This window comes from Streptosporangium sandarakinum, from assembly GCF_050942225.1.
GTDB classification, from domain to species: domain Bacteria; phylum Actinomycetota; class Actinomycetes; order Streptosporangiales; family Streptosporangiaceae; genus Streptosporangium; species Streptosporangium nondiastaticum.
The window spans coordinates 6,897,202-6,923,146 of sequence record NZ_CP192034.1 but is presented as its reverse complement, the minus strand read 5'-3'; the positions used below and the strand labels follow the sequence as shown (position 1 = coordinate 6,923,146).

At 72.9% G+C, this 25,945-nt stretch carries 11 protein-coding genes; 7 read left to right on the top strand and 4 right to left on the bottom strand.

The window, feature by feature from the left end; genetic code table 11:
* Position 1: 1 nt before the first annotated feature.
* Both ACQP10_RS31720 and ACQP10_RS31715 read right to left on the bottom strand, forming a co-directional pair.
* A complete protein-coding gene (locus tag ACQP10_RS31720; RefSeq protein WP_390001318.1) occupies positions 2–1,120 on the bottom strand; it encodes a transglycosylase SLT domain-containing protein in 1,119 nt (372 codons plus the stop codon).
* Positions 1,120–1,413 (bottom strand): hypothetical protein, encoded by a 294-nt coding sequence (locus ACQP10_RS31715; protein ID WP_346019185.1) that lies wholly within the window; start codon positions 1,411–1,413, stop codon positions 1,120–1,122. Before ACQP10_RS31715 ends, ACQP10_RS31720 begins: the two co-directional genes overlap by 1 nt.
* 175 nt (positions 1,414–1,588) lie before the next feature.
* On the opposite strand from ACQP10_RS31715, the gene ACQP10_RS31710 reads away from it, so the two are divergent.
* The 5 genes from ACQP10_RS31710 (at position 1,589) to ACQP10_RS31690 (ending at position 18,699) form a co-directional block, all read left to right on the top strand.
* The gene (locus ACQP10_RS31710) at positions 1,589–2,149 is read left to right on the top strand and encodes a hypothetical protein (protein ID WP_433540242.1); all 561 of its coding nucleotides are present in this window, start codon (positions 1,589–1,591) and stop codon (positions 2,147–2,149) included.
* 203 nt (positions 2,150–2,352) lie between these two features.
* On the top strand, positions 2,353–2,757 hold the full coding sequence (locus ACQP10_RS31705) for a YbaB/EbfC family nucleoid-associated protein (protein ID WP_346019187.1): 405 nt from the start codon (positions 2,353–2,355) through the stop codon (positions 2,755–2,757).
* Positions 2,754–3,077 carry a hypothetical protein gene (locus ACQP10_RS31700; protein WP_346019188.1) on the top strand — a complete coding sequence of 108 codons (324 nt, stop codon included), beginning with the start codon at positions 2,754–2,756 and terminating at the stop codon, positions 3,075–3,077. The genes ACQP10_RS31705 and ACQP10_RS31700 overlap by 4 nt, the downstream gene beginning before the upstream one ends.
* A gap of 6 nt (positions 3,078–3,083) precedes the next feature.
* Positions 3,084–18,191, top strand: a complete 15,108-nt coding sequence (locus tag ACQP10_RS31695; protein WP_433540241.1) for a hypothetical protein — start codon at positions 3,084–3,086, stop codon at positions 18,189–18,191.
* 4 nt (positions 18,192–18,195) lie between these two features.
* Positions 18,196–18,699, top strand: coding sequence for a hypothetical protein (locus tag ACQP10_RS31690; RefSeq protein WP_390001329.1), 504 nt, complete (start codon positions 18,196–18,198; stop codon positions 18,697–18,699).
* A 213-nt stretch (positions 18,700–18,912) separates the two neighbouring features.
* On the opposite strand, the gene eccCa is transcribed toward ACQP10_RS31690, so the two are convergent.
* A complete protein-coding gene (gene eccCa, locus ACQP10_RS31685) occupies positions 18,913–22,917 on the bottom strand; it encodes a type VII secretion protein EccCa (RefSeq protein ID WP_433540240.1) in 4,005 nt (1,334 codons plus the stop codon).
* A gap of 155 nt (positions 22,918–23,072) precedes the next feature.
* Between eccCa and eccD the strand changes: the two genes are divergently transcribed.
* Positions 23,073–24,518, top strand: a complete 1,446-nt coding sequence (eccD, locus tag ACQP10_RS31680) for a type VII secretion integral membrane protein EccD (RefSeq protein ID WP_346019192.1) — start codon at positions 23,073–23,075, stop codon at positions 24,516–24,518.
* Positions 24,519–24,650: 132 nt separating this feature from the next.
* Positions 24,651–25,097 carry a YbaB/EbfC family nucleoid-associated protein gene (locus ACQP10_RS31675; protein WP_433540239.1) on the top strand — a complete coding sequence of 149 codons (447 nt, stop codon included), beginning with the start codon at positions 24,651–24,653 and terminating at the stop codon, positions 25,095–25,097.
* A gap of 81 nt (positions 25,098–25,178) precedes the next feature.
* On the opposite strand, the gene ACQP10_RS31670 is transcribed toward ACQP10_RS31675, so the two are convergent.
* Positions 25,179–25,943 (bottom strand): hypothetical protein, encoded by a 765-nt coding sequence (locus ACQP10_RS31670; protein ID WP_346019194.1) that lies wholly within the window; start codon positions 25,941–25,943, stop codon positions 25,179–25,181.
* Positions 25,944–25,945: the final 2 nt, after the last annotated feature.

The window sequence follows — 25,945 nt, the reverse complement described above, 5'->3', positions numbered from 1 at the left end:
GTCAGTAGCCGACGTAGCCGCTGCCGGTCTTGCTGCCGACCACGCCGGGCACGTTGGAGACCGAACCGTACCGGCTGATGGCGTAGCGGACCCCGGCGATGATGTTGTCCACCGGGTTGTAGATGTCGCCGTGGCCCGGCAGCTTGTAGGCGTTGAAGGTCGGGTCGATGGTCTGCATCAGGCCCTTGGAGGGATGCCCCGCGGCCGCGTTGGAGTCCCAGTTGTTGATCGCGTGCGGGTTCCCGCCCGACTCGTGCTGGATGATCATCCAGATGTCGTTGGGGTTCATCTTCTCGACCGGGACACCCCGCTCCTTGAGGATCTCGATCGCCTGCTCGATCCAGTCCTTGACCTTGCCGCTGGGGGCGGGGCCGCCGCCGGGCGGGGGCGGGCCGCTGGGCCCGTAACCGCCGAAACCGCCCCCCGATCCGTTGCCCCCGGATCCGTTGCCGCCGGGTGCGCCGCCTCCGGGGCCGCCGCCCCCGTTCGGCCCTCCCGCGGGCTGGTAGCCGATGGTCCGCTCCCAGTTCACGGTGTGGCCGGCCCCGGGCACGAACGGCTGGTCACCGGGGTCGCCGATCCCGGTGAAGGTGAGATCCCGTTCGCCGAGATACTTGCCGATATCCTTCATGGCCTTGGTCACGGCGTCGTCGGCCGCGTCGAGGTGGGGCTTCGCGGCGGTGGCGGCCGAGGAGGCCAGCCGCGAGATGCCCGCCGAGGTGTCCTGGGGGGTGTCCCCGCGGTTGGTCCTGCGGTAGGTGGCCACGTCGTTCAGGAGCGTGTCGGCGATCCTGCCGATCTTCGCCTTCGCGTCCTCCAGCGCCGTGGCGGCGTTGTCCAGGGAGTTCGCGCAGTTCGAGACGGCGAGCTCCAGGTCCTCTCCCGCCCTGCCGTACTTGCTCATGTAGGTGGCGAAGTCGTCGGCGGAGCCGCCCTGCCAGGCGTCGTCCACGTTCTGTACGGCGGAGCCGAGGCCGCCGAGGTGCTCGTTCACCTTTCCGGCGGTGCCGCGCCAGCGCTTGGCCACGGCGCGGATCGCCTCGGGGTTGCCGCTGACCTTGTCCAGGTAGTCGGCCAGCGGGCCGCCGCCGGGGAGCTGGCGGATCTGCTCGGAGCCCATCAGTCGCCGCCTCCGGCCCGGTTCGCGCCGCGCACGTTGTCCTGCACCTGGTCGAGGGCCCGCTCCACGAGCCGGAGCTTCTTGGCGACGCGGCCGAGCTGGTCGTCGAGCGTCTTCTCGACCGTGTCGAGGGCCGTGGCGAGCCCGGAGGAGTCGGTCAGCCTGCCGAAGACGGAGGAGTCGGCCGCCTTGGCCGGATACTGGCCGCCGAGCTCCTCGAACTTCCCGGCCAGCGTTTTCGCGGTCGTACGGCACTGATCGAGTACTTGGAAATGGATGTCGACATCCGCCACCGAGCCCGGCCTCCTCCCGTGTAGGCGCAAAGCCACCGAAGGCCGATCATAAAGGACATGGATCTTCGTGGGGCGGTGTCCCGGGAAGCCTTGCCCGGCCGGACGCCGCCGCCCGTGTTCCGGCAGGATGGATCCCGTCACGGTTTCGTTCCCGGTTCGTCGATGAGGACCCCGTATGAGTGAGAAAGCGATCTCGATCGCGCGAGTGTTCGACGGCGTCGAGCCCGGCAGCGGGCGGCCGTTCTTCGACCCCGGTCACCCCCGGGCGGAGGATCCCGCCGAGCGGGAGCGCCTGGCGGCCTACCTCGACGGGGGCCGGGTGATCGCACACGAGCCGGGCCGCGACCCCGACCGGGTCGACTCCTCACGCGGGGAGGCGGTGCCGCGCGACGTCCGTACGGACGGGCGCTGGGTCTGGACGGACGCGGTCACCTACTACCTGCGGGAACACGGCCTGCTGCCCGACCCCGGGCTGTGCGGGCACGCCGCCGCCCACGGGTACCGCTGCCCCGAGGTCGGCGACGCCGATGCGGACCGCGCGCTGCGCGCCCTGGGGCCCTCCTCGGTGCCCCTGCTCACGATCGTCCCGGGCGACGCCGGGGCCGGCGCGCCCGAGCCCGTCGTGCTGGAGACGTCCGCGGGGAGCCTGAGCGTCTCGCCCGACCTCACCCCCGAGGAGTTCGCCATCCTCGACGAGATGCGGCGGGCCGTCGCCGAGCGGGACAGGGACGCCTGACCGCTCCACGGCCCGTCCGGACCCGCCCCGGTCCTGCCCCCAGGTCCTGCCTCCGGTCCCGCTCGGCGTCTCCGCCGTCCACACGGGAGGTCGGGCCAGAGGTATGCCAGATTCATTGGATCTTGCCAGACTGTGAATAGTATGTCTGGTTCTGTTGGGCTTCTTGTGACGTATGGTTTCCCTGACCCCGGGAGGTGAAGACGATGAGCGACGAGTTCCGCAGGACCATGGAAGAGCTGGCCGAGGAGTACAACCGGCAGGCGACGCAGCTCCGCGAGACGTACGGCAGGCTCAACGAGCTGAACGTGACCGCGCGGTCCGACGACGGGATGGTGTCGGTGACGGTCGGACCGCGGGGCCAGGTGCGGGACCTCACGCTCGACCCCCGCGTCTACCGCAAGCTGTCCCCCTCCGAGCTGGCTCGGGCGATCATGGAGCAGATCGGCGCGGCGACGGGTGAGGTGGCCGATCAGACGAAGGAGCTGATGGCTCCGTTCCTGCCGGAGGGCCTGCCGTACGAGGAGGTCTTCGGCGAGGGCGCGAGCTTCGAGTCGTTCCTGCCCCAGCCGGTGGCGCTGCCGCCGATGGAGCCGGAGGGCCGTGGATGACGGCGCCCGGCGACGGCTACTACGCCGAGTGGGCGGACCTGCGCCGCAGAGCCCTGCAGTACGGCGAGGAGCGCGACTTCCTGCGCGAGCGGCGCGACGACCTGTGGCAGACGTTCCTGCGGGAGAGCCCCCCGCTGGGGAACGACCAGTACGGCGCGGAGCTGGAGAAGCGGCTGCCCGGCATCAGGGACGCGCTCTTCGCGACGTTCGACGCGTACATCGACGAGGTCGGAGGCGTCCAGGAGCGGCTGAGGGTGAGCGCCGTGACGTACGAGGGGGCCGAGGGAGCGGGAGCCATCCCCTCCTCGCGCAGCGTGTGATCCTCCGTGGGGTTCGACGGTTTCCTCGTGCCCGACTGGGCCAAGCCGTACGTCGGCTGGGCCGTCGGGATGGACTGGCCGGAGGGGGACGAGTCACGGTGCTTCCGGCTCGCCGACGCCTGCGCGGCCACCGCCCGCAGCGTCGCCGGGGAGGGGCCGCTGTCCTCCCAGGGCTCGATGGGGGCCGCGGGCGGCGTGAAATGGGACGGCGAGGCGCTGAAACTCTTCGCCGAGCACGTCAAGAAGGTTTCCGGAGGTAGGCAGGCCGAGCTGGTCGACCGCCTGGTGTCGGCGGCGCTGGAGCTCAACCAGGCCGGGGTGCAGGTCGAGTACACCAAGAAGATGATCGAGGTGTCGGTCTGGTTCCTGATCTTCCAGATCGGCTGGCTGCTGGCGGCCTCGGCAGGCCCGTGGGGCGCGCTGTCACTGGCGCTGATCGGCCCGCGCGTGCAGCTCGCCCGGATGACGATCCAGCAGATCGCCCACCGGCTGTTGATCAACCTCGCCCTGTTCGGCGGGCTGGGCGTCGTCATGGACGCGGGGGTGCAGCTGTCCCAGTCGCGGCGCGACGGCATCGACTGGGAGTCGGTCAAGGCGTCGGGAATGATGGGCGCGCTGAGCGGCCTGTTCCTCACCGCCCTGCCGGCCGGGCTGTCCGGACTGTCGACCGCGGGGCTGCGGGCGGGGCTGAGCCGGGCCGAGATGACGGCCTTCGAGAAGTTCCTGGCGGCCTCCACCGGCTCCATGTGGGGCATGATGGCCCAGTCCGGGCTGGCCAACGGCGCGGCCACCGCGATCAGCCTGGCGATGAGCGGCCAGTTCGACTGGGAGATGGTGCTCAAGGGCACCACGGCCGGCGTGATCGGCGGCGCGGACGCCCACTGGGCGGGCCAGCCGACGGTGCGCGGCGCGGGCGGCGACGGAGGAGGGCCCGCCCACGGCGGTGACGACGGCGGGCCCGCCGTCGTCCCGGCGGGCGGATCTCCCGCCGGGGGTAAGGTCCCGCACGATCCGGGAGGCCCGTCCGGTCCCGGGGAGGGCACCCCCGCCGCGCGGCCGAAGGCGGAGAGCATCGACTCGCTGATCAACCACGGAGACGGGCAGGGGACCGTCACCGTCCTCGCCGAGCAGCAGGGCCCGCCCGCGCCGCAGCCGTTCCCGGCCGCCGACCCGGATACGGTGCGGCCGCCGCGCCCCATCACCCTGCGCGACCACGAGAGCTTCGCCCAGAGCGTGGCCACGGGGATCACCGGCCCCCGGGAGCCGCTCAGGACCGGCGCGGAGAGCCTGCGGGCCGACCGGGTCACCCTGGGCGACGGGACGCGGGCGGTGGCCAAGGAGCTGGCCGGCCGGGACGCCCGGGACCGTGAGTACCTCACCTCACGCCTGGGGCAGGCCGTCGGGGCCGACGTGGCCGCCGTGCACATCGCGGGAGAACGGCGCGTCCTCGTCGACTGGGTCGACGGGGAGCGGGTGAAGGTCCGCCTGAACCCCGACGGGAGCTGGGAAGCACCGGGTCACCACGGCACGGCGGACGGCGTCCTGCTGGGCCTCCTCGACACGCTCACCAGCCACTACGACCGCTTCCGGTTCCCCGACGCCGACCTCGACCTGCGGGCGGCGGACATCGACCTGCGGGTGGGGGAGAACGGCGCGCTGAGGGCGTTCGACCACGAGAAAGCGTTCCAGGGCATCCTCCCCGACACCCGCAACCCCTTCGTCCAGCACTTCTTCCGGGAGACGTCCCCGATGAGTGTCGAGTGGGCGGGGAACCCGCTCAGCCGGAGCGACATCGAGGTCCTCCGCACGCGGATCGACGCGCTGGAGGGCGAGTTCCGGGCGCTGGGCCGGGACGACTGGTACGCCAACGCCAAATTCGCCTTCGATCGGATCGCCGAGCACGCCGAGGGCACGACGTCACTCCTCGACGCCGCCCCGGAGCCCGCGGGCCCACGTTCCGGCCGGACACCCGACCACGCGGGCGGCCTGGACGGCGACGTGCCGAGGAACGCCGGCGGCGTACCGAGAAGCGTGGGCGAGGCACCGAGGAGCGTGGAACCGGGGCCCGGGAGGCCGGAACCGGCGGCCCGCACGGCACCGCCGGCCCGGATGGAGCCGTCTTCGGGCCGCCCTGATCCGGTGGGCACGGCGCGGCCGGCCCGGGACGCTGTGCCCGCCGGGGAGGACGCGGCGCCCTCCGGCGGGGCGCGGGACAGGGCGTCCGAAGGCGAGGCGCGGGACAGGGCGCCTGAGGGTGAGGCGCGGGACGCGGTGCCGCCGGGCGGGCCGCGGACGCCGGGCGAGGTCGCGGCCCGGCCGATGGACCCCGGTGGGGAGCTGGGCAGGAGTGCGGCGGGCGGGGTGCGTCATTCCCGGTTGCTGGACGTCGGTGGTGTACGGGCGGAGATCGTCACGTTCGGGGACGGGCGTACGGCGATGCGGCTGACCGGGCGGGAGGCGGCGGCGGCGGAGGCCGCGGCGTTGACCCGGGTCGCGCTGGGGCTGGACGGTCCTGCTGTGCACCGTTCCGGTGACGTCGTCTATCGGGAGTACGGTGACGACGCGCTGCGCAGGAGCATCGAGACGGGGATCCGCGAAACCCGGCTCATCCCCGACGGGTACAAGTTCCGGGAGCTCGTCACCTTCAACGACGGGAAACAGGCGTTCCGTATAGAGCACAGGACGATCGCCGACGCGGACGCCATCGAGATGAAGGCGCTGCCGCCCCGATCCGCGGCGGACGCGAGCGAGGGGGTCCACCGCGCGAGCGAGACGGTCGTCTACGAGACCCGTGTCAGGAGGTCCGATGATCCGGACGTGAAGCCGCTGGTGTGGAGCGAGCCGCCGGGTCACGCGGCCAAGCGGGGCCTGTACGACGTCCTGACGCTGGGCGAGACCTTCAACATGCACACGATAGAGACGAACGCGCACGGCGAGTCCTCGCTGCGCATCGAGCGGGGCTTCGCCGACATGTGGGACAAGGCGCTCCTCGAAGGCTTCCTCGACGAGGGCGTCGTCTCCCAGCTCGGCGCCGTCGATTTCAGGTTCCGCCGCAACGGTCTCACCGGTGAGGATGCGGCGGTCGTGGCGGCGCGGCTGGAGGCGTTGCGGCCGGAGTTCGAGCGGCGCGGGTGGCAGCGCTGGCACGACGACATGATGGAGCGGTTCGAGTATCTCGGGCGACAGGCCCAGGGAGATCAGCCGTTGCTGAGCGGCCCGGACGCGGTTCCGCATGGCCCGATCCCGCCGGAGGCGGCACCGCATGACGGCGCCGCGGTTCCGGTGGCGCATTCGGCGGACGTGACGTGGCCGCACGATCCCGCGACCACACGGCCCGACGAGGCGCTCGCGCGGGTGCTGTGGGACGGCGACCTGGGGCGGTTGAACGAGGTGCTGGCCGACCCGGCGGCTCACCCCGACGACGTGGCCCGGGCGCGGGCGTACGCGGAGTTGGTCGACGAGGGCCTGGCGGAGCTGCCGCGCAGCCGAGGGACGGTGCAGGCACGGCTTCCCGTCGACCGGTTGCCGGAGGGGTTGGCGGCCGGTCATGAGTTCACCGCGCGGGGGTTCCTGGAGGGGGTGGACGATCCCCGGTTCCTGCCGGACATGGACCACAGCGCGCGGCTGGTCGTCTACGGCGAGCACACGCGGGTGGGGGACCTGTCGGGCCGGCCGCACCAGGTGGTGTTCGAGGAGGGCGCCCGGTTCAAGGTGCTGGGGGTCCACGAGACCTCCTACGGCGTCAAGGAGTACTTCGTGGCCCGCGTCTCCGACGTGGAGGCGGTCCTTCCCGACACCCGGGCGGGCGGACTTCCGAAGACCCCGCCCGAGCTGTCCCCATTGCTCCAGCGGCATTTCGACGAGCACCGCGAGGTGACCGACGCCGGGGTGTGGTACCGCGATCTGAACGACCCCGGGGATAAGCGCCTGGCGGAGAGCGCGCGCGCCGTACGGAAGATGGACGGCCTGTTCTACGTGGACGCCCACGGCGACTCGGATGGGATCTACATCGGCGAGGACGGGCTGAATGCCCAGGAGCTCGCGGCGCTGCTGCTCAACGAGCCCAGCCTGCGTCCGGACGACGTCATCTACCTCGGCAACTGCGAGGTCGGCCAGAGGGCCTTCGCCCAGGAACTGGCCAGGGAGACCGGCCATGTGGTGATCGCCGCCGACTCGACGATGTTCGTCAACCGGTTCGGGGACATGAACCCCGTGACCGATGGGAAGGCCCGCATGACCATGGCCGGTCGCGGGCGGCTGCTGGTCTTCCTGCCCGACGTTCCGGTCCCCCCGGTGGCATGGGAGCGGGTCCGGTCCGGTTTCGCCGGCCCGCCGTTCTTCTCCGACGGTCCCGGAGCGCTTGGATACCCGCAACCCGGAATCAGGGCGGCGGAGTCCTCGACCCGAGTGGAGTCCGTGAGCGGGGCGGAGTCCGGGACCCGTGCGGAGCCCACCGGCTGGGCGGAGTCCGTGACCCGTGCGGAGCCGTCGCGTCCGGTGCCTTCGGACGCGACGCCGCCGGTCCGGGTGGAGCCGTCTTCCGGCCGCCCGGACCCCGTGGACACGACGCGGCCGGTTCGGGACGTGGAAGAGGACGCGACGGCCTCCGGCGGGGCGCGGGACAGGGCGTCCGAAGGCGAGGCGCGGGACAGGGCGTCTGAGGGCGAGGCGCGGGACGCGGCGTCCGCGGACGAGGCGCGGAGCGTGACGTCCCGGGACGGGACGCCGTCACCGGACGAGGCCGCGGCGCGGCTGCTGGATCCCGGTGGAAAGCTCGGTGAGAGCGTGGCGGGCGGGGTCCGCCATGTTCGGCTCCTGGACGCCGACGGGACGCGGGCGGAGATCGTCACGTTCGGTGATGGGCGTACGGCGATGCGGTTGACCGGGCGGGAGGCGGCGGCGGCGGAGGCTGCGGCGCTGACCCGGGTCGCACTGGGGCTGGACGGTCCGGCGGTGCACCGTTCCGGTGACGTCGTCTACCGGGAGTACGGCGACGACGCGCTGCGCAGGAGCATCGAGACCGGGATCCGCGAAACCCGGCTCATCTCCGACGGGTACAAGTTCCGGGAGCTCGTCACCTTCAACGACGGGAAACAGGCGTTCCGGGCCCAATACGAGACGATCGCCGGCGCGGACGCCGCGGAGGTGAAGGCGCTGCCGCCCCGGTCCCCTGCGGAGGTGAGCGGGGGGCTCCACCGCGCGAGCGAGACGGTCGTCTACGAGACCCGGGTCAGTCCGAAAGATGTTCCGGCCGTGACGCAGGATCCGGACGTGAAGCCGCTGGTGTGGAGCGAGTCGCCGGGTCACGCGGCCAAGCGGGGCCTGTACGACGTCCTGACGCTGGGCGAGAGCTTCACCGCGCACGTGATGGACACGAACGCGCACGGCGAGACCGTTCTCGGCGTCGAGCGAGGCTTCGCCGACTTGTGGGACAAGGCGCTCCTCGATGACTTCCTCGCCCGGGACATCTACTCCCAGTCGGACATCGTCGACTTCGAGCTCCTCATCAACGTTCTCACCGGTGAGGACGTCGCGGCCGTGGCGGCGCGGTTGGAGGCGTTGCGGCCGGAGTTCGAGCGGCGCGGGTGGCAGCGCTGGCACGACGACATGACGGAGCGGCTGGAGCATCTCGGGCTGAACGCCTTTGGTGAGGAGCCGATGCTGACCGGCCCGGACGCGGTTCCGCACGGCCCGATCCCGCTGGACGCGGTGCCGCACGATGGGGCCGCGGTTCCGGTCGCCCGCTCGGCGGAGGCGGCATGGCCGCATGATGCGGCCGGTGTGCGGCCGGATGAGGCGCTGGCGCGGGTGTTGCGGGACGGCGACCTGGGGCGGTTGAACGAGGTGCTGGCCGACCCGGCGGCTCACCCCGACGACGTGGCCCGGGCGCGGGCGTACGCGGAGTTGGTCGGCGAGGGCCTGGCGGAGTTGCCGCGTGAGCGGGGGACGGTGCAGGCGCGGGTGCCTCTCGACCGGTTGCCGGAGGGGTTGGCGGCCGGTCGGGAGTTCACCGCGCGGGGGTTCCTGGAGGGGGTGGACGATCCCCGGTTCCTGCCGGACATGGACCACAGCGCGCGGCTGGTCGTCTACGGCGAGCACACGCGGGTGGGGGACCTGTCGGGCCGGCCGCACCAGGTGGTGTTCGAGGAGGGCGCCCGGTTCAAGGTGCTGGGGGTCCACGAGACCTCCTACGGCGTCAAGGAGTACTTCGTGGCCCGCGTCTCCGACGTGGAGGGGGTCCTTCCCGACACCCGGGCGGGCGGACTTCCGAAGGCCCCGCCCAAGCTGACCGAAAGGCTCCAGCGGTACTTCGACGAGAACCGCGAGACAACCCCCGGCGGGGTGTGGTATCGCGACCTGAGCGACCCCCATGACCAGGCCCTGGCGGAGAGCGCGCGCGCCGTACGGGAGATGGACGGCCTGTTCTACGTGGACGCGCACGGGAGCTCGGACGGGTTCTACATCGGCTCCGACAAGTTGAGCCCTTGGGAACTCGCGGCGTTGCTGCTCAATGAGCCCGGCCTGCGTCCGGACGACGTCATCTACCTCGGCAACTGCAGGATCGGTCAGAAGTCCTACGCCCAGGAGGTGGCCAGGCTGACCGGTCACGTGGTGATCGCCACCGACTCGACGATGACCGTCAGCCATCGTGGCGACATGGACCCCGTGATCAGTGGCCAGCCTTTCGACTCCATGATCGGCCGCGGGCGGCTGCTGATCTTCCTGCCCGACGCTTCCGCTCCCGTCCCCCTCTCGACATGGCAGCGGATCCGGTCCTGGGTCACCGGCCTGCCGTTCCTGCCCCGCGACTCCGGAGAGCATGGGGGCCCGCAGCCCGGGGCCAGGACGGCGGAGCCCGCCGGCCGGGTGAACCCGGCTCGTTCGGCGCCTTCGGACACGACGCCGTCGGTCCGGACGGAGCCGTCTTCCGGTCGTCCGGATTCGGCGAGCGCGGCGCCGCGGGCCCGGGACGCCGTAGCCGCGGGGGAGGACGCCGCACCATCCGGCGGGGCGCGGGACAGGGCGTCCGAGAGCGGGGCGCGCGACAGGGCGTTCGCGGGTGAGCCGCGGGACAGGACGTCTTCTGAGGGCGAGGCGCGGGACAGGGGATCCGAAGCGCGGGACGCGGTGCCCGCGGGCGAGCTGCGGGACAGGACGCCCACCGGGGAGGGCGCGGCGCCGCAGGACGCGGTGCCGCCGGGCTGGCCGGCGTCGTCGGGCGAGGTCGCGGCGCGGTTGATGGACCCCGGTGGGGAGCTGGGCAGGAGTGCGGCGGGCGGGGTGCGTCATTCCCGGTTGCTGGACGTCGGTGGTGTTCGGGCGGAGATCGTCACGTTCGGTGATGGGCGTACGGCGATGCGGCTGACCGGCCGGGACGCGGAGGCGGCGGAGGCCGCGGCGCTGACCCGGGTCGCGCTGGGGCTGGACGGTCCGGCGGTGCACCGTTCCGGTGACGTCGTCTACCGGGAGTACGGCGACGACGCGCTGCGCAGGAGCATCGAGACCGGCATCCGCGACTCCCGGATGGTACTCGTCGGCTCCGACGAGTTCATGGAGATCGTCACCTTCAACGACGGGGTGCAGGCGAACCGGTTGGACTGCGAGAACATCGCCGAGGCGGACCAGGTGGAGGCGGGTGTCCTGCCGCCCCGGACGGTGGCCGACCCGAACGGGAACCTTCATCGCGGAAGCGAGACCGTCCTCTACCAGCGCCACATTCCGCGGATCGATGTCGCGGAGCTGCAGTCTTTGGTACGGGACGAATCACACGGCCACGCGGCCAAGCGGGGCCTGTACGACATCCTGACGCTGGGTGAGACCTTCACCGCGCACAAGCTGACGACGAACGCGCACGGTGAGCGGCAGATCACCGTCGAGCGGGGCTTCGGCGACATGTGGCACAAGCCGCTTCTCGAAGACTTCTTCGGCCGCCGCCCCTCCCGTGGGTACGCCGCCGACTTCGTGTTCCGCCGCAACGAACTGAGCGTAATGGACATCGCGGACACGGCGGCGCGGCTGGAGGAGCTGCGGCCGGAGTTCGAGCGCCGCGGGTGGCGGAACTGGCACGACGGCATGGTGGAACGGCTGTACGGTCTCGGGCGGCACGCCGGGGGAGAGAAGGCGCTGCTGACCGGTCCGGACGCGGTGCCGCACGGCCCGGTCCTGCCGGACGCGCCGCCGCATGACGGGTCCTCGGCAGCCGCCGTGCAGCCGGCGGATGCGGCGTGGCCGCACGATGCGGCCGGCGTGCGGCCGGATGAGGCGCTGGCCCGGGTGCTGCGGGATGAAGGTATTCGGCGGTTGAACGAGGTGCTGGCCGATCCGGCGGCGCGTCCCGACGACGTGGCCCGGGCACGGGCGTACGCGGAGCTGGCCGGCGAGGGCCTGGCGGAGTTGCCGCGCGAGCGGGGGACCGTGCAGGTGCGGGTGCCCGCCGACCGGCTTCCCGAGGGGCTGGCGGCCGGTCAGACGTTCACCGCCAGGGGGATCCTGGAGGGGGTCGACGACCCCCGGTTCCTGCCGGACATGGAGCGCGGCGCACGGTTGATCATCCACGGTGACCACACGCGGGTGGCGGACCTGTCCGGCAAGCCCGGTCACGTGGTGATCGGGGAGAACGCCCGGTTCAAGGTGCTCGGGGTCTACGAGACCTCCTACGGCACCAGAGACTACTTCGTGGCGCGGGTCACGGACGGTGCGGAGGACGGCACGGCCGTCGCGCACCAGGGCGCCCGGCCCAAGGAGCGTCCCGAGCTGCCGGAGCGGCTCCGACGGCACGTTGAGGTGAACCGCGAGGTTACCGATGCCGGCGTGTGGTACCGCGAGCCCGCGGAGACTCAGAACAGTGTGTTCGCCGAGGGTGCGCGCGCCGTGCGCAAGATGGACGGCGTGTTCTACGTGGACGGACACGGGAGCTCCCGCGGGCTCTTCATCGGCCGTGAGCACATCCCCGCCAGGGACCTTGCGATCATGCTGCTCAACGAGCCCGGCCTGCGCCCGGACGACGTCATCTACCTCGGCAACTGCGAAATCGGGGCGGAGCGGTACGCCCAGGAGGTGGCGAACAGGACCGGCCACGTGGTGGTCGCCGCCGACACGCTGGTACACGTCCGCGCCAGAACAGGCGACGTGAGCGCCCTCCGCCGGGATCACGAGCTCTCCACCCTGGCGGGCCGCGGACGGCTGCTGATCTTCATGCCCGAAGGACCGGTCCCCGCCGCGGCGTGGGAACGGGTCCGGTCCTGGACCACCGGCCCGTCGTCCTTGTCCGACGGCACCGGAGAGCATGGGGGCCCGCACCCCGGGACCGGGGCGGCGGAGTCCGCTATCCGTACGGAGGTTGCCGGTCGTGCGGACCTGACGCGTTCGACGCCTGCGGACGGAGCGCCGCCGGCCCGTACTGAGCCGCTTTCCGGTCCCGGGGATCAGGTGGGCGAGGCGCCGCGGGCCCGGGACACCGTACCCGCCGGGGAGAACGCGACGCCCCTTAGCGGAAGGCGAGACGCGGCACTCCCCGATGAAACGCGGGACGCGGTGCCGCCGGGCGGGCCGCGGACGCCGGGCGAGGTCGCGGCCCGGCCGATGGACCCCGGTGGGGAGCTGGGCAGGAGTGCGGCGGGCGGGGTGCGTCATTCCCGGTTGCTGGACGTCGGTGGTGTACGGGCGGAGATCGTCACGTTCGGGGACGGGCGTACGGCGATGCGGCTGACCGGGCGGGAGGCGGCGGCGGCGGAGGCCGCGGCGTTGACCCGGGTCGCGCTGGGGCTGGACGGTCCGGCGGTGCACCGTTCCGGTGACGTCGTCTATCGGGAGTACGGTGACGACGCGCTGCGCAGGAGCATCGAGACCGGCGTCCGCAGAACCGAGGTGATACGTACCGGCCCCGGCCGGTCCCTGGAACTCGTCACCTTCAACGACGGGGTGCAGGCGAGACGGGTGGACTGCGGCAGCATCGCCAAGGCGGATCGGGTGGAGGCGAGTGTCCTGCCGCCTCGGACGGTGGCCGACCCGAACGGGGGGGTCCACCGCGCGAGCGAGACCGTCATCTACCGGAGCCACCTTTCGCGGACCGACGTCGCGGAGCTGCGGCCGTTGGTGCGGGACGAGTCGCACGGCCACGCGGCCAAGCGGGGCCTGTACGACGTCCTGACGCTGGGCGAGACCTTCAACCCGCACCGGACGGGAACGAACGCTTCGGGGGAGCACCTGATCGGCGTCGATCGGGGCTTCGCCGGCAGGTGGGGCAAGTCGGCCCTCGACGACCTCCTCCGCCGGCCCACTTCCGCGGGGCCCGGAGACTTCGTGTTCCGTCACAACGGCCTGTACTGGACGGACGTCGTGGCCGTCCACGCCCGGCTGGAGGAGCTGCGGCCGGAGTTCAAGCGGCGCGGGTGGCAGCGCTGGCACGACGACATGGTGGAGCGGCTGGAGCTTCTCGGGCGGCACGCCGGGGGAGAGAAGGCGCTGCTGACCGGTCCGGACGCGGTTCCGCACGGCCCGGTCCTGCCCGACACGGTGCCGCACGACGGGGCCGGTGCCCCGGCCGCGCATGACGGGGTCACCGCCCCGGCCGCTGTCGTTCGTCCGGCCGACGCGGGGTGGCCGCGTGATCCGGCCGATATGCGGCCCCGTCAGGCACTGGTCGAGCTGCTGTGGGAGGGTGATCTTCGGCGGCTGAACGAGGTGCTGGCCGACCCGGCGGCTCATCCCGACGACGTGGCCCGGGCACGGGCGTACGCGGAACTGGTCGGTGCGGGGCTGGTGGAGCTGCCACGCAGCCAGGGGACCGTACAGGTGCGGGTGCCCGCCGACCGGCTTCCCGAGGGACTGGCCGCCGGTCGGGAGTTCACCGCCAGGGGGATCCTGGAGGGGGTGGACGACCCCCGGTTCCTGCCGGACATGCCGCACAGCGCGCGGCTGATCATTCACGGTGACCACACGCGGGTGGCGGACCTGTCCGGCAGGCCCGGCCACGTGATGATCGAGGGGGACGCCCGGTTCAAGGTGCTGGGGGTCCACGAGACCTCCTACGGCGTCAAGGAATACTTCGTGACGCGGGTCACGGAGGGCACGGAGGGCGGCGCTACCGTCCCGAACCGGGACGTCCGGCCCAAGGAGCGCCCCGAGTTGCCGGACAGACTCCAGCGGCACATCACGACGAACCGTGAGGTGACCGATGCCGGAGTGTGGTATCGCACACCCGAGGAGGTCCTGAAGACGGACTTCGCCGCCAGCGTGCGCGCCGTGCGCAAGATGGACGGCGTGTTCTACGTGGACGGCCACGGGGGCCCCAGGGGGCTTTCCATCGGCGGTGAGCTCATCTCCGCCGGGGATCTCGCGGCCATGCTGCTCAACGAGCCCGGTCTACGTCCGGACGACGTCATCTATCTCGGCAACTGCGAGGTCGGAGCGGAGCGGTACGCCCAGGAGGTGGCTGACAGGACCGGCCACGTGGTGGTCGCCGCCGACACGCTGATGACCGTCGATCGCCTGTCGGGTGACATGGACCCCCTTCGCAGAGATCACAAGCCCGGCACCATGACGGGCCGCGGGCGGCTGCTGATCTTCCTGCCCGAAGGCCCGGTTCCCCCGGCGGCGTGGGAGCGGGTCCGGTCCATGGGCGAGGCCCCGCCGCCGTTCTCCCCCGGCGGTCCCGACGGCCTCGGCGGTTCAGGAGGGCCCGGCGGCGAGCATGGCGGCCCGCTGATCCGGTCCGCCGACGAGCACGGCGCCCTGCGGCACGGGCCGGACGAAGCGCGGGAAACGCCGGGCACGGATTCATCGGGCACGCCCGATCCGTCCCACTCGCCGGACGCGCCCGCCGTACCGGTCCGGGACGACGGGCTGGCCGCGAGTGTGGCGGGCGGCGTCCGCGAGACCCGCGTCGTCGAGCGCGGCGGCACCCGCGTGGAGATCGTCGCCTTCGAGGACGGCAGGCAGGCGATCCGCCTCACCGGCCGGGACGCGGACGCGGCGGAGATGGCGGCCCTGGTCCGCGGGGCCATGGGGATGGACGGCCCCGCGACGCACCGCGCCGGTGACGTCGTGTACCGGGACTACGGCAACGAGGCCCTGCGAAGGAGCCTCGCGACCGGGATCCGCCGCTCGGAGCTGTTCGAGAACGCCCAGGGCCGGATGGAGGAGCTGGTCACCTTCAACGACGGCCGGCAGGCCGTCCGCACCGAGTACATCCGCGCCGCCGACGCGGACGGCCACGAGCTGACCGGCCTGCCTCCCCGGTTCACCGGCGCCGCCGACAGCGGGATCCTCCGGGCGGGCGAGACGGTCGTCTACTCCGAGCGCCGCGTCTCCACGGGGGACCCGAGGCCGGAGGGGGCCGCCTGGCACGAGTCCCCCGCCGAGCGGACGAGGCGCGGCATGTACACCGTGCTGACCATGGGGGACGGCTTCGCCCGGCATGAGGTGACCGTGGACGCGCACGGCGTGCACCACCTGCGGGTCGGTGAGGAACTGCCCGCGCGGTGGGGCGGTCCGGCCACCCGGGAGTTCCTCGTCGCGCACCGGTCCCCGGAGGCGGAGTCCCCCCGGGTCACGTTCCGGCAGAACAGGCTGAGCCCGGAGGACGCCGCGGCCGTCTCGGCGCGGCTGGAGGCGCTGCGGCCGGAGTTCGCGCGCCGGGGCCGGCTCGACTGGCACGACGGGCTCATGGACCGGCTCGGGCACCTCGCCCGGCACGCGGACGGCGAGCGTCCCGTGCTGGACGGCCTGAACGGCCTGGACGGCCTGAACGGCCACGCGGGGACCGGCGGGCACGCCCCGGAGGCCGGGGACTGGCGCTCGCGCGACCCCCGCGCGGCGCTCTCCGAGCTGCTGACGCACGGCGACCTGCCGGAGGTGCACGACGCGCTGGCCGGCCGGACCGGGGACCCCGGCGACGCCGCACGGGCCGGCGCGTACCTCGAACTGGCGAACGCGGAGCTGGCCGGGCTGCCGCACCGCACGGGGCAGGTCGAGGTGCGCGTCCCGGCCGACCGGCTCCCCGGGGACCTCGCCCCCGGCCGTGAGGTCGCGTTCCGCGGCCTCCTGGAGGGGGTCGACGACCCGCGGTTCCTGGCGGACGCGCCCGGGAGCGTACGGCTGACCATCCGGGGCCGCTACGCGAACGTGGACGACATCTCCGGAAAGCCGCATCACGCGATGTTCGACGCGAACGCGCGGTTCAGGGTGCTCGCGGTCCAGGAGTCCTCCTCGGGGGCGAAGAACTACTTCCTGGCGCAGGTCGGGGAGGCGGCGGACGCGCCCGCGGCGCAGGCCGGCGGCGTTCCGCGGCCGGAGCTGACCGGGGAGGCGCTGCGGCACTTCACCGAGCATCGTGAGGCGACCCGGGCGGGGGTGTGGTACCGCGACCCGGACAGCCCGCACGACATGGCGAACGCGGCGGCGTCCCGCGGCGCGCTCCCGGTCGACGGGGCCTTCCCCGTGTTCGCCCACGGCGGCCCGGAGGGCGTGTACATCGGGGGCAGGTTGCTGCCGGCGGAGGAGTTCGCGGCGCTGCTGCTGAACGAGCCCGGCCTTCGCGCCGATGACGTGCTGCTGCTGGCCGACTGCGAGGTGGGGCACGCGACGTCGTCCTACGCCCAGGAGGTGGCCGACCGCACCGGCCGGGTGGTGCTCGCCCCGGACGCGTTCTACGGCGTCACCAAGTACGGCGACGGGTTCGTCGGCTCCATCCAGGAGGCCCCGCACTCCCTCCTCGGGAGGGGCCGGCTCCGCATCTTCCTGCCCGAGGGCCCGGTGCCCCTCACCACGTGGGAGAAGGTCCGGGCGTGGGTCGGGTCGGGACGGCCGGAGCACCCCGGTCCCCCCGGTCACGACCGCGTCCCCGCCGCGCTCCCCGACGGACACGAGCCGGGGGCCGCGCCCCGCGGCCTGCCGCGCGAGGCCCCCGGCTCCGGGCGTGACGTTCCCGGCTCCGGGCGTGACGTCCCCGGGAATGACATCACCTACTTCGGGCGTGACGCCACCGGCCCGGAGCACGGGGCGCCGGCCCCGGGGCCCGAGACCGGGCCCCGGGTCCCCGACGGGCCCGCGGCGCACCACGTCGGCGAGCACGGCGAGCCTGTCTCCTACACCCGGGACATGGAGGCGTTCGACCGGGTCTACGACGACGCCGCCACCCGTTTCGCCGAGGGAGAGCCGGCGGACGCCATCGTCCCCTACATGACCGAGAACGCCACCGACGGTGTCGGAGCGCCCGGGAGCGGGCGCGGCTTCGGCGTCGAGCTGGAGTTCGCCCTGCCCCGCATCCCCTGGAAGGACTGGCCGCCGGTGGTCGAGTCGATCGCCCGGGAACTGCACGAGGCGGGCCTGGCCGAGGACTCGGTCGTGTACGACTACCACGACTCCGGCAAGGGGTACGACCGCGGGTGGCGGCTGGAGCTGGAGGCCGACGGCGGCATCGCCGGCGAGGTCATCTCCCCGATCCTGCACGACGACCCCGCCACCTGGCGCGACCTGGAGCGGGTCGCTGAGATCATCCGGTCGCACGGGGGCGAGGCCACGGCGCTGACCGGCGGTCACGTCCACGTCGGGATCCCCGACTACGGCACGTCCGTCGCCAAGCACGTCCGGCTGCTGAAGATCTACCACGCCTTCGAGGACGTGCTGTTCCGGGTCGCCCAGAACCCCGTCGACGAGCTGGGCATGCACCGCGGCTACGACAACTGCCTGCCCAACGCGGACCCCGGCCACTACCGGGCGAGTCTCGACAACATCCGCCTGTACAACCTGGGCGCCTCGGCGGTGAGCATGACGGACGCCCGCGGGCTGCCCAGCGACCACCTGGAGTTCCGGATGTGGGACGGCCACGTCGATCCCGGGATCATCCAGACACGGATCAAGCTCTCCCTGGCCCTCGCCGAGCTGGCGTCCCGCGAGCTCGGCGACATCCCCCCGCCCGAGCAGCTCGGCCATCACGAGGAGCGGCTGCGGAGCGGCGAGCGGATCTCACGGGAGGAGGAGACCGCGTCCTTCCGCGCCCTGGCGGACCTGGCCTTCTCCCGCACCGCCGACAAGGAGCAGCTCACCGCGCTGTTCGCGCTGAACCGCTGGCAGCCCACGTTGGAGAGGTACATGGAGCTGATGGAGGATTGACCCCGTGAGCATCCGGATCCGCAACACCTCGGCGGCCCAGGCCCCGCCGTCCGAGCCGTTGAAAGACGACGGCACCCCGTACGCCTACGAGATGATCGACGGCTGGTGGCGGATCTACGCCGACGACCCGGCGGAGCTGGTGGCGGAGCTGGTCCCCGGCTACGCCGCGCTGGCCGGCGAGGAGGAGCGCGCCGCCGCCCGGCTCCGCCTGGCCGTGGACTTCCAGGTACGGCTGCAGGCGCGGCTCGCCGTGGACGGGAACCTCGACGCCTGCACCCCGGAGGAGCAGGAGGTCATCCTCGCCGACCGCGCCGAGCCGCCCGCCCCGCCGGCCTGGAACGCCGCCGTGCCGCTGGTGCTGGTCACCTCCCACTACGAGCCGCACGCCCCCCGGCTCCGGCCGAGGGCGCCCGCGGGAGCGGTGATCTGGCTCGACCCCGCCGACGACCTGAGCCTGCTGACCAGCTTCGCCGGGGCGGGCCTCATCCGGCTGGGGCGGACGGCGTGACGCCGGCCGGATCCGGCCCGGGCGCCGGCCACCGCCGCCCCCGCCGGCCCGGGCGCCGGCCACCGCCGCCCCCGCCGGCCCGGGCGCCGGCCACCGCCGCCCCCGCCGGCCCGGGCGCCGGCCACCGCCGTCCCCGCCGGTCCGGGCGCTGACCACCGCCGTCCCCGCCGGGCCGCCTCCCCGGGCCCGGGAAGGCGGCCCGGCGGCCGGGTGTCACTCCTCCACCGGCTCCTGCGGCGGCAGGAACGCCGTCTGGACCAGCCGCGCGCCGTACTTGCGGTCGACGTAGTAGCCGCGGCCCGGCGGCAGCGGGTGCGGCCGGACGTTGCCGAACAGGAAGCCCTCGTCCTTGTTGCCCGACAGGATGACCGCGGGGCTGGCCATGTCCTTGAGCCGCTGGACGACCGGGTCGAACATCGCCCGCCCTATGCCGCCCATCGCGCGGGACACGATCAGGTGCAACCCGATGTCGCGGGCCTGGGGCAGCAGCTCCGCCAGCGGTTGCAACGGGTTGGACGAGGTCGCGACGAGATCGTAGTCGTCGACGACGATGTACAGGTCCGAACCCTGCCACCAGCTCCTGCTGCGGAGCTGCTCGGGCGTCAGGTCGGCCGGGGGGAGCCGCTTGAGCAGGGCGGCGCGCGCGTCGCCGATCAGGCCGGCCGCCGCCGCGCTGGAGGCGGCGTAGCCGATGCGGTGCTCGGTGGCGGCCGAGTCCAGCAGGGTCCGCCGGTAGTCGATCACGATCATCATGGCCTCGCGCGGCGTGCGCCGGGCGACCAGGCCCTCGGTGATCAGGCGCAGCAGGTTGGACTTCCCGCTCTCGGTGTCGCCGACCACGATGAAGTGCGGGTCGGTGTCGAAGTCGAGCATGACGGGCGACAGGGTCGCCTCGTCGATGCCGATCGGGATCCGGCCGGGGCCGGTCTCCTCGATGCCGGGCAGGGTCTCCGCCGGCAGCACCGGCGGCAGGAGCCGCACACCGGGGGCCGGGGGGCCCTGCCAGGCCTCCCGGACCGCGTCGACGAGGGCACGCACGCCCACCGTGAGGTCGTCGGCCTTGCGGACGCCGTCGATCCGCGGCAGCGCCCCCAGGAAGTGCAGGCCCTCCCGGGTGAGGCCGCGTCCCGGGGTGCCCTCGGGCACGGCCAGCGACGCCTTGCGGTTGACCTCCGACTCGTAGGCGTCGCCCAGCTTCAGCTCCACCCGGGTGCCGAACAGGTCGCGGATGCCGGGCCGGAACTCCGACCACTTGTTGGTGGCGGCCACGACGTGGATGCCGTACCCGAGGCCGCGCGCGGCCAGGTCGGTGATGACCGGCTCCAGCGACTCGAAGTCCTGCCGGACGGTCAGCCAGCCGTCCACCACCAGGAAGACGTCGCCGAACCGGTCGCCCTCGATAGCGCCGTCGGCCACCTGCCGCCGGTAGGTGGTGATCGAGTCGATGCCCTGCTCGGCGAAGTCGCGTTCCCGCTGCTCCAGCAGGGTGGCGACCTCGGCCACCGTACGGCGGACCCGGTCGGTGTCCAGGCGGGTGGCGACGCCGCCCACGTGGGGCAGGCCCTCCAGCGAGGCGAGCGAGCCGCCGCCGAAGTCCAGGCAGTAGAACTGCACCTCGCGGGGGGTGTGCGTGAGCGCCATGCTGGTGATGAACGTGCGCAGGATCGTGCTCTTGCCGCTCTGGGTGCCGCCGGCGACGCCGACGTGCCCGGCCGCGCCGGAGACGTCCAGCCAGAACGGGTCGCTGCGCTGCTCGAACGGCTTGTCGATGATGCCGATGACCGCGTGCAGCCGTCCCCGGCCCGCCCACCCGGTGGTGGTCAGGCCCAGCTCGGGCGTGATCGACAGCGGCGGCAGCAGGTGGGTGAGGGTCGGCGCGTCGGCCAGCGGCGGGAGCCAGATCCGGTGGGCGGGCGGCCCCTGGCCCTTCAGCCGGTCGACGACGATGTCCAGCAGGCTGAGGGAGCTGCCCTTGGCGGGGGTGCTCTCCGCCGGGGCCAGTTCCTTCCTGGGGGGTTCGGCCACGACCGGCACCGGCGCGAACTCCGGCCCGTACTCCACGACCTCCCGCACCGGCGCACTGCCGTCCGCGGAGGCCGCGTGGTGCGGGTCGGCTTGGTAGGCGCCCGACACGTAGGCGGCCTTGAACCGGGTCATCCCGGTGGTGTCGAACTTCAGGTAGCCGTTGCCCGGCGCGGGCGGCAGCTCGTAGGCGTCGGCGACGCCCAGCACGACCCGGCTCTCCATCGCGGAGAAGGTCCGCAGGCCCACCCGGTAGGACAGGTGGGTGTCCAGGCCGCGCAGCCGGCCCTCCTCCAGGCGCTGGGAGGCCAGCAGCAGGTGCACGCCGAGTGATCGGCCGAGCCGGCCGATCATCACGAACAGCTCGATGAACTCCGGTTTGGCCGTCAGCAGCTCGCTGAACTCGTCGATCACGACGAACAGCGTGGGCATCGGGCGCAGGTCGGCGCCCTGCTCGCGGGCGCGCTCGTAGTCGCGCAGGGAGGCGTAGTTGCCGGCCGCGCGCAGCAGCTCCTGGCGGCGGATCATCTCGCCGTGCAGGGCGTCGTACATGCGGTCGACGAGGGGGAGCTCGTCCTCCAGGTTGGTGATGACCGCCGAGACGTGGGAGAGCGTCTCCAGGCCCAGGAAGGTCGCGCCGCCCTTGAAGTCGACCAGGACGAAGTTCAGGATCTCCGAGGAGTGGGTGATCGCCAGGCCGAGGACCAGGGTGCGCAGCAGCTCGCTCTTGCCCGAGCCGGTGGCGCCGATGACCAGGCCGTGCGGCCCCATCCCGCCCTGCGCGGACTCCTTGATGTCCAGCTCGACCAGCCGGCCGTCCACGCCGAGGCCGATCGGCACCCGCAGCCGGTTGCGCCCGGCCCTGGGGCGCCAGGTCATTCCCGCGTCGAGGCGCGTCGGGTCGCCGACGCCGAGCAGGTCGGTCAGCGAGGTGTTGACCGACAGGACGTCCTGGGCCTCGCCGCCCCCCGTGGCGGTGGAGGCGCGCAGCGGCGCGAGCTGCCGGGCCAGGCCCTCGATCCGCAGGAAGTCCAGCCGGTCGGGGTCGCCGAGCCGGGTCGAGCTGCGCTTGCCCGCGTGGTCCACCTTGACCATGTGGAAGCCGTCCGGCTGGACCTCCAGCCGCAGCGTGCTCTTCTCCTCGATCGCCCCCGCCGACCCCGACAGGTCGATCACGGTGACGCCCTGGATGGCGTCGGTGCCGAGCTGGGAGTCGTGCGGCACGTGCCCGCCGTCCAGGATCAGCACGTGGTACGGCAGGGCGTCGGTGGAGGCGCCGGGCCGGAACCGCGCCCGTTCCTTCAGCTCCCCGCCGACGAGCCGGTCGAGCTCGGCGAGGTTCTCGGCCATGAGCCGCACCGGGCCGGCGGCGTCGGTCTCCTCCGGGTGCAGGGCGTGCGGCAGCCACTTGACCCAGTCCCACTGGGCCATCCACTCCTTGCTCGCGCACACCATGATCCGCATGTCGTCGGGGGAGTGGAACACGGTGATCTGCGCGATCATCGCCCGTACCAGCTCCCGCACGGCCACCGGGTCGCCGGTGAGGTTGATCCGGGCGAAGGAGTGCAGGGCCACCGCGACGGGCAGCCCGGCGACCGTCGAGTGCGCCCGGACGAACCTGCGCAGCGCGCCGGAGGTCAGCGCGTCCAGGTCCTCGACCGGCCGGGAGTCCGGCGGGACGAGCTGGACGGCGAGTTTCTGCACGCCGGTGCCGAGCCGTACGGTGCCGAAGTCGTCGTCGCGGGGGCGGCGCTCCCACAGCCGCTGGCTCATCGCGACCCACCACAGCGAGTCGGGGGCGGGGCCGCTCCACTCCAGCGCCTCGCGCTGCTGGATCGCCGCCCGCCGCGCCCGCTTGCGGATCTGCGACAGGTAGCGGAAGTAGTCACGGCGCAGGCCGTTCAGCCGCTGCCGGCGCTCCCCGGACTGGCGGCCGAGCTGGCCCAGCGTCATGCCGAGCATGGAGACGCCGAACAGGCCGCTGGCCACGTACATGATCGGGTTGGCGTTGCCGCCCGCGGTGAACATCAGGCCCATCGCGGCCGCGCCCGCCACCATCGGCAGGTAGGTCAGCACGGCCGTCATGCCCTGCGACTGCACCTCGGGGATCTCCGGCGGGGATTCGAGCAGGATCTCGCCACGCGGCGGCTTGGGCGGGGGCCGGCGCTCGGGGCGCCGTACGACGACGATGCTCACCCTGCGGTTGCCTTCCTGATCGTTCCTCGCCGTCCGCGGCGCCGTCCGTCCGGCGCCGTTCGGGTACGGCTATCGCACATGATCCCTCTTCTCACCGCTACGGTATCCGGCATATCCCTGATGTCCGTGATGGATATGGGAAAAGGAGGACAACCGTGAGGTCGCTGGCCCAGCCGCCCGTCCCGGTCCCGGCGCCGCAGGGCGCGCTCGCCCAGTTCGCCGCGCCGCTGCCCGCCCTGTGCCACGTCACGATCGTCGGACCCCGCAAGAAGGCCGACCTGGCGCTGCCCGCCGACATCCCGCTCCCGCACGTGCTGCCCGGCCTGCTGCGGGCGATGGGCGAGATCGGGGGAGAGGCGGCGACTGCCCCCGGGTGGGTGCTCCAGCGCCCCGGCGGACCGCCCCTGGACATCGCCCAGAGCCTGGGGGCGCTGGGCGTGCTCGACGGCGAGGTGCTCTACCTGCGGCCGCGCGAGGCCGCCGCGCCCCCCGCCATGTTCGACGACGTGGCCGACGTGGTCGCCACCGGCGTCAGGGAGAGCGCCGGCAACTGGACCTCCTCGCACACCCGCCTGGTCGGCGTGGGCTCGGCCATGGCCCTGCTGGCCGCCGGGGCGGTGACGCTGGTGTTCGCCGGGCCGCCGTGGACGGCCTCCGCCGTGGTCGCCGGGGTGATCGCCCTGCTGCTGGTCGTGGCCGGGGCCCTGGTGTCACGGGTGGTGGGCGACTCCTTCGCGGGCGCGCTGGTCGGCCACGCGGCCCTGCCGTACGGCTTCATCGCCGGGCTGCTGGCGCCCGCCGGGAACGGCGGGCTGACCGGGCTGGGGGCGGCGCACCTGCTCGCCGCGTTCGCCACCGTCGGCCTCGTGGCGACGGTCGCCGTGATCGCCATCGCCGACGGCGTGCAGGGGTTCCTCGGCACGGCGATCGCCGCGATGGCCGGGGCGGTGAGCTCCGGCGTCGTGATGGTGTCCGGCGCCTCCCCGGCCGGGGTCGCCGCGGTCACGCTCACGGTCCTGCTGGCGTTCAGCTCCCTGATCCCGACGGTGTCGTTCCGGGCCGCCGGGATGCCGATGCCCTCGATGCCCACCAACGCCGAGGAACTGCGCGGCGACAACCAGCGGGTCGACGGGCCGTCGGTCCGGGAGCGCACGCTCCGGGCGCAGGCCTACGCCACCGGCATGGTCGCCGGGCTCGGGATGGTCGCCCTGGGGACGGAGCTCTACCTGGCGCTGGAGGACGACTGGGTCGCCATGGCGGCGACGGTGACGCTGGCGCTGACCCTGCTGCTGCGCTCGCGCGTCTTCCGCGGGTTCGGCCAGCGGCTCTGGCTGGTCGCGGCGGGCCTCGCCGGGCTCGTCCTCTTCGCGCTCGCCCGGGTGGCGGGCGCGGGCGGGGTGGCGGCGATCATCGCGGTGATGGGGCTGATGTGCGCGGCGGCGGTCGCGGCGGGGATGGGGCTGTGGCTGCGCCACGGCAAGCCGTCCCCGTTCTGGGGCCGGGCGGGGGACATCCTGGAGATCCTGCTGATCATCACGCTGTTCCCCCTGGCCCTCGGCGTGCTGGACGTCTACACCTGGGTGCGCGGCCTGGCCGGCTGAACCGGGGCCGGGTCCGACGGAATGTCACCGAGTGGATTGCGGAGGTGTGATCGGGTGCGGTTAGCTTTCCGCGGAAACCCGACCTTTGTGGCGGTCCGGGATGAGTGAGTGCTGGGTAAGAGGGGGCGACCGATGACGGCGGAGTTCGGGGATTTCGCGAACATTGATGTTGACAAGCTCCTGAGCGGGGCCGACGGCCAGTTCGCCAAGATGGAAGAGCTCCAGAAGTCCCTGGCGACGCTGGTCGGACGCGCCCAGGACGACGACGGCCTGGTCATCGTGGAGTACGCCGCCGAGGGGCTGCGGGAGCTCCAGCTCCACCCCAAGGCGATGCGGCTCAGCTCCGGCGAGCTGGCCGAGCGGATCAAGGAGGTCCTGCACGCCGCCACACAGGACCTCCAGGACCAGGTCAACGCCGCCATGGCCGAGACGTTCGGCGAGGAGGACAACCCGATGCGGCTCGTCCAGGACCCGGACGCGGCGCTGCAGCAGCTCAAGAGCGCCGAGGCGGCCTACAACCGGACGTTCGAGGACGTCATGGGCGAGCTCGACCGCATCCGCCGCCGTCTGGACCTGTAGCCGCTCCGGGGACCACGCGGGCCTTCGGCGGCCGAGGACCGGCCCGGCGCCGCCATTGGGCGCCGGGGCGCGGGCGGCGGGTCAGCCCCCCGGCGTCGACGGCGCCGTCGGCATTCCCGACGCACCCGGCAGCCCCTTGGTGGACACGGGCAGGCCCTCGATCATCACCTGCTCGAAGGCGGGCATGTCGCCGTTGGCCGGGGTCGTCGCCGTGGCCAGCTTCTGCTGGGTGGACTGGGAGAAGAACTGGCCGGCCATCGCGGCGATCATGGCGGCGGCTGCCAGGACCTTGAGGTTCTTCGTCGCCATGTTCTTCAGGCCCGTCTGGAAGACGTTGGCGTACGTTATCCCGGCGCTCTGGATGGCCAGGGAGGCGGCCTGGCCGATGCCGGGGACGAGCTTGCCGGCCAGCGCCGCCATGGCGAACCCGAACAGGATTCCGGACCCGGTCGTCGAGACGAGCGCGCCGGCGAACGACATCTTGGCGGCCCCGTCCATGCAGCCCCCGACGGCGTCGTTCATGCCCTTGCACTTGTCCAGCTCGTCGCAGAACTGCTTGTAGGCCGCGTCGAACTCCTCGCGGCCCATCTTCTTCCACTCCTCGTCGGACACCGACTTCGCCGCGTCCTGGATGGCGGTCTTCGTTTTTTCGATGTGGGGGTTCAGGCCCTTCCAGCCGTCTCCACACCCTTTGATGTCGCTCGGGCTGGAGTACAGGACGCCGATCGCCGCGGCGGCCATCCGGCAGGCGTAGGAGAACATCGGGCTGTTGGGGACGGCGGCGCTGGCCACGCACATGGCGAGCGAGGTCGTGTAGAGGCCCGTCCCCGAGCTGTAGACGTCCATGC

What these genes read in the sequence shown, in the direction of transcription:
- ACQP10_RS31720 (WP_390001318.1), bottom strand. Translation starts at nt 1,120, where the DNA reads ATGGGCTCCGAGCAGATCCGCCAGCTCCCCGGCGGCGGCCCGCTGGCC.
- ACQP10_RS31710 (WP_433540242.1), top strand. Translation starts at nt 1,589, where the DNA reads ATGAGTGAGAAAGCGATCTCGATCGCGCGAGTGTTCGACGGCGTCGAG.
- ACQP10_RS31705 (WP_346019187.1), top strand. Translation starts at nt 2,353, where the DNA reads ATGAGCGACGAGTTCCGCAGGACCATGGAAGAGCTGGCCGAGGAGTAC.
- ACQP10_RS31700 (WP_346019188.1), top strand. Translation starts at nt 2,754, where the DNA reads ATGACGGCGCCCGGCGACGGCTACTACGCCGAGTGGGCGGACCTGCGC.
- ACQP10_RS31675 (WP_433540239.1), top strand. Translation starts at nt 24,651, where the DNA reads ATGACGGCGGAGTTCGGGGATTTCGCGAACATTGATGTTGACAAGCTC.
- ACQP10_RS31670 (WP_346019194.1), bottom strand. Translation starts at nt 25,943, where the DNA reads ATGGACGTCTACAGCTCGGGGACGGGCCTCTACACGACCTCGCTCGCC.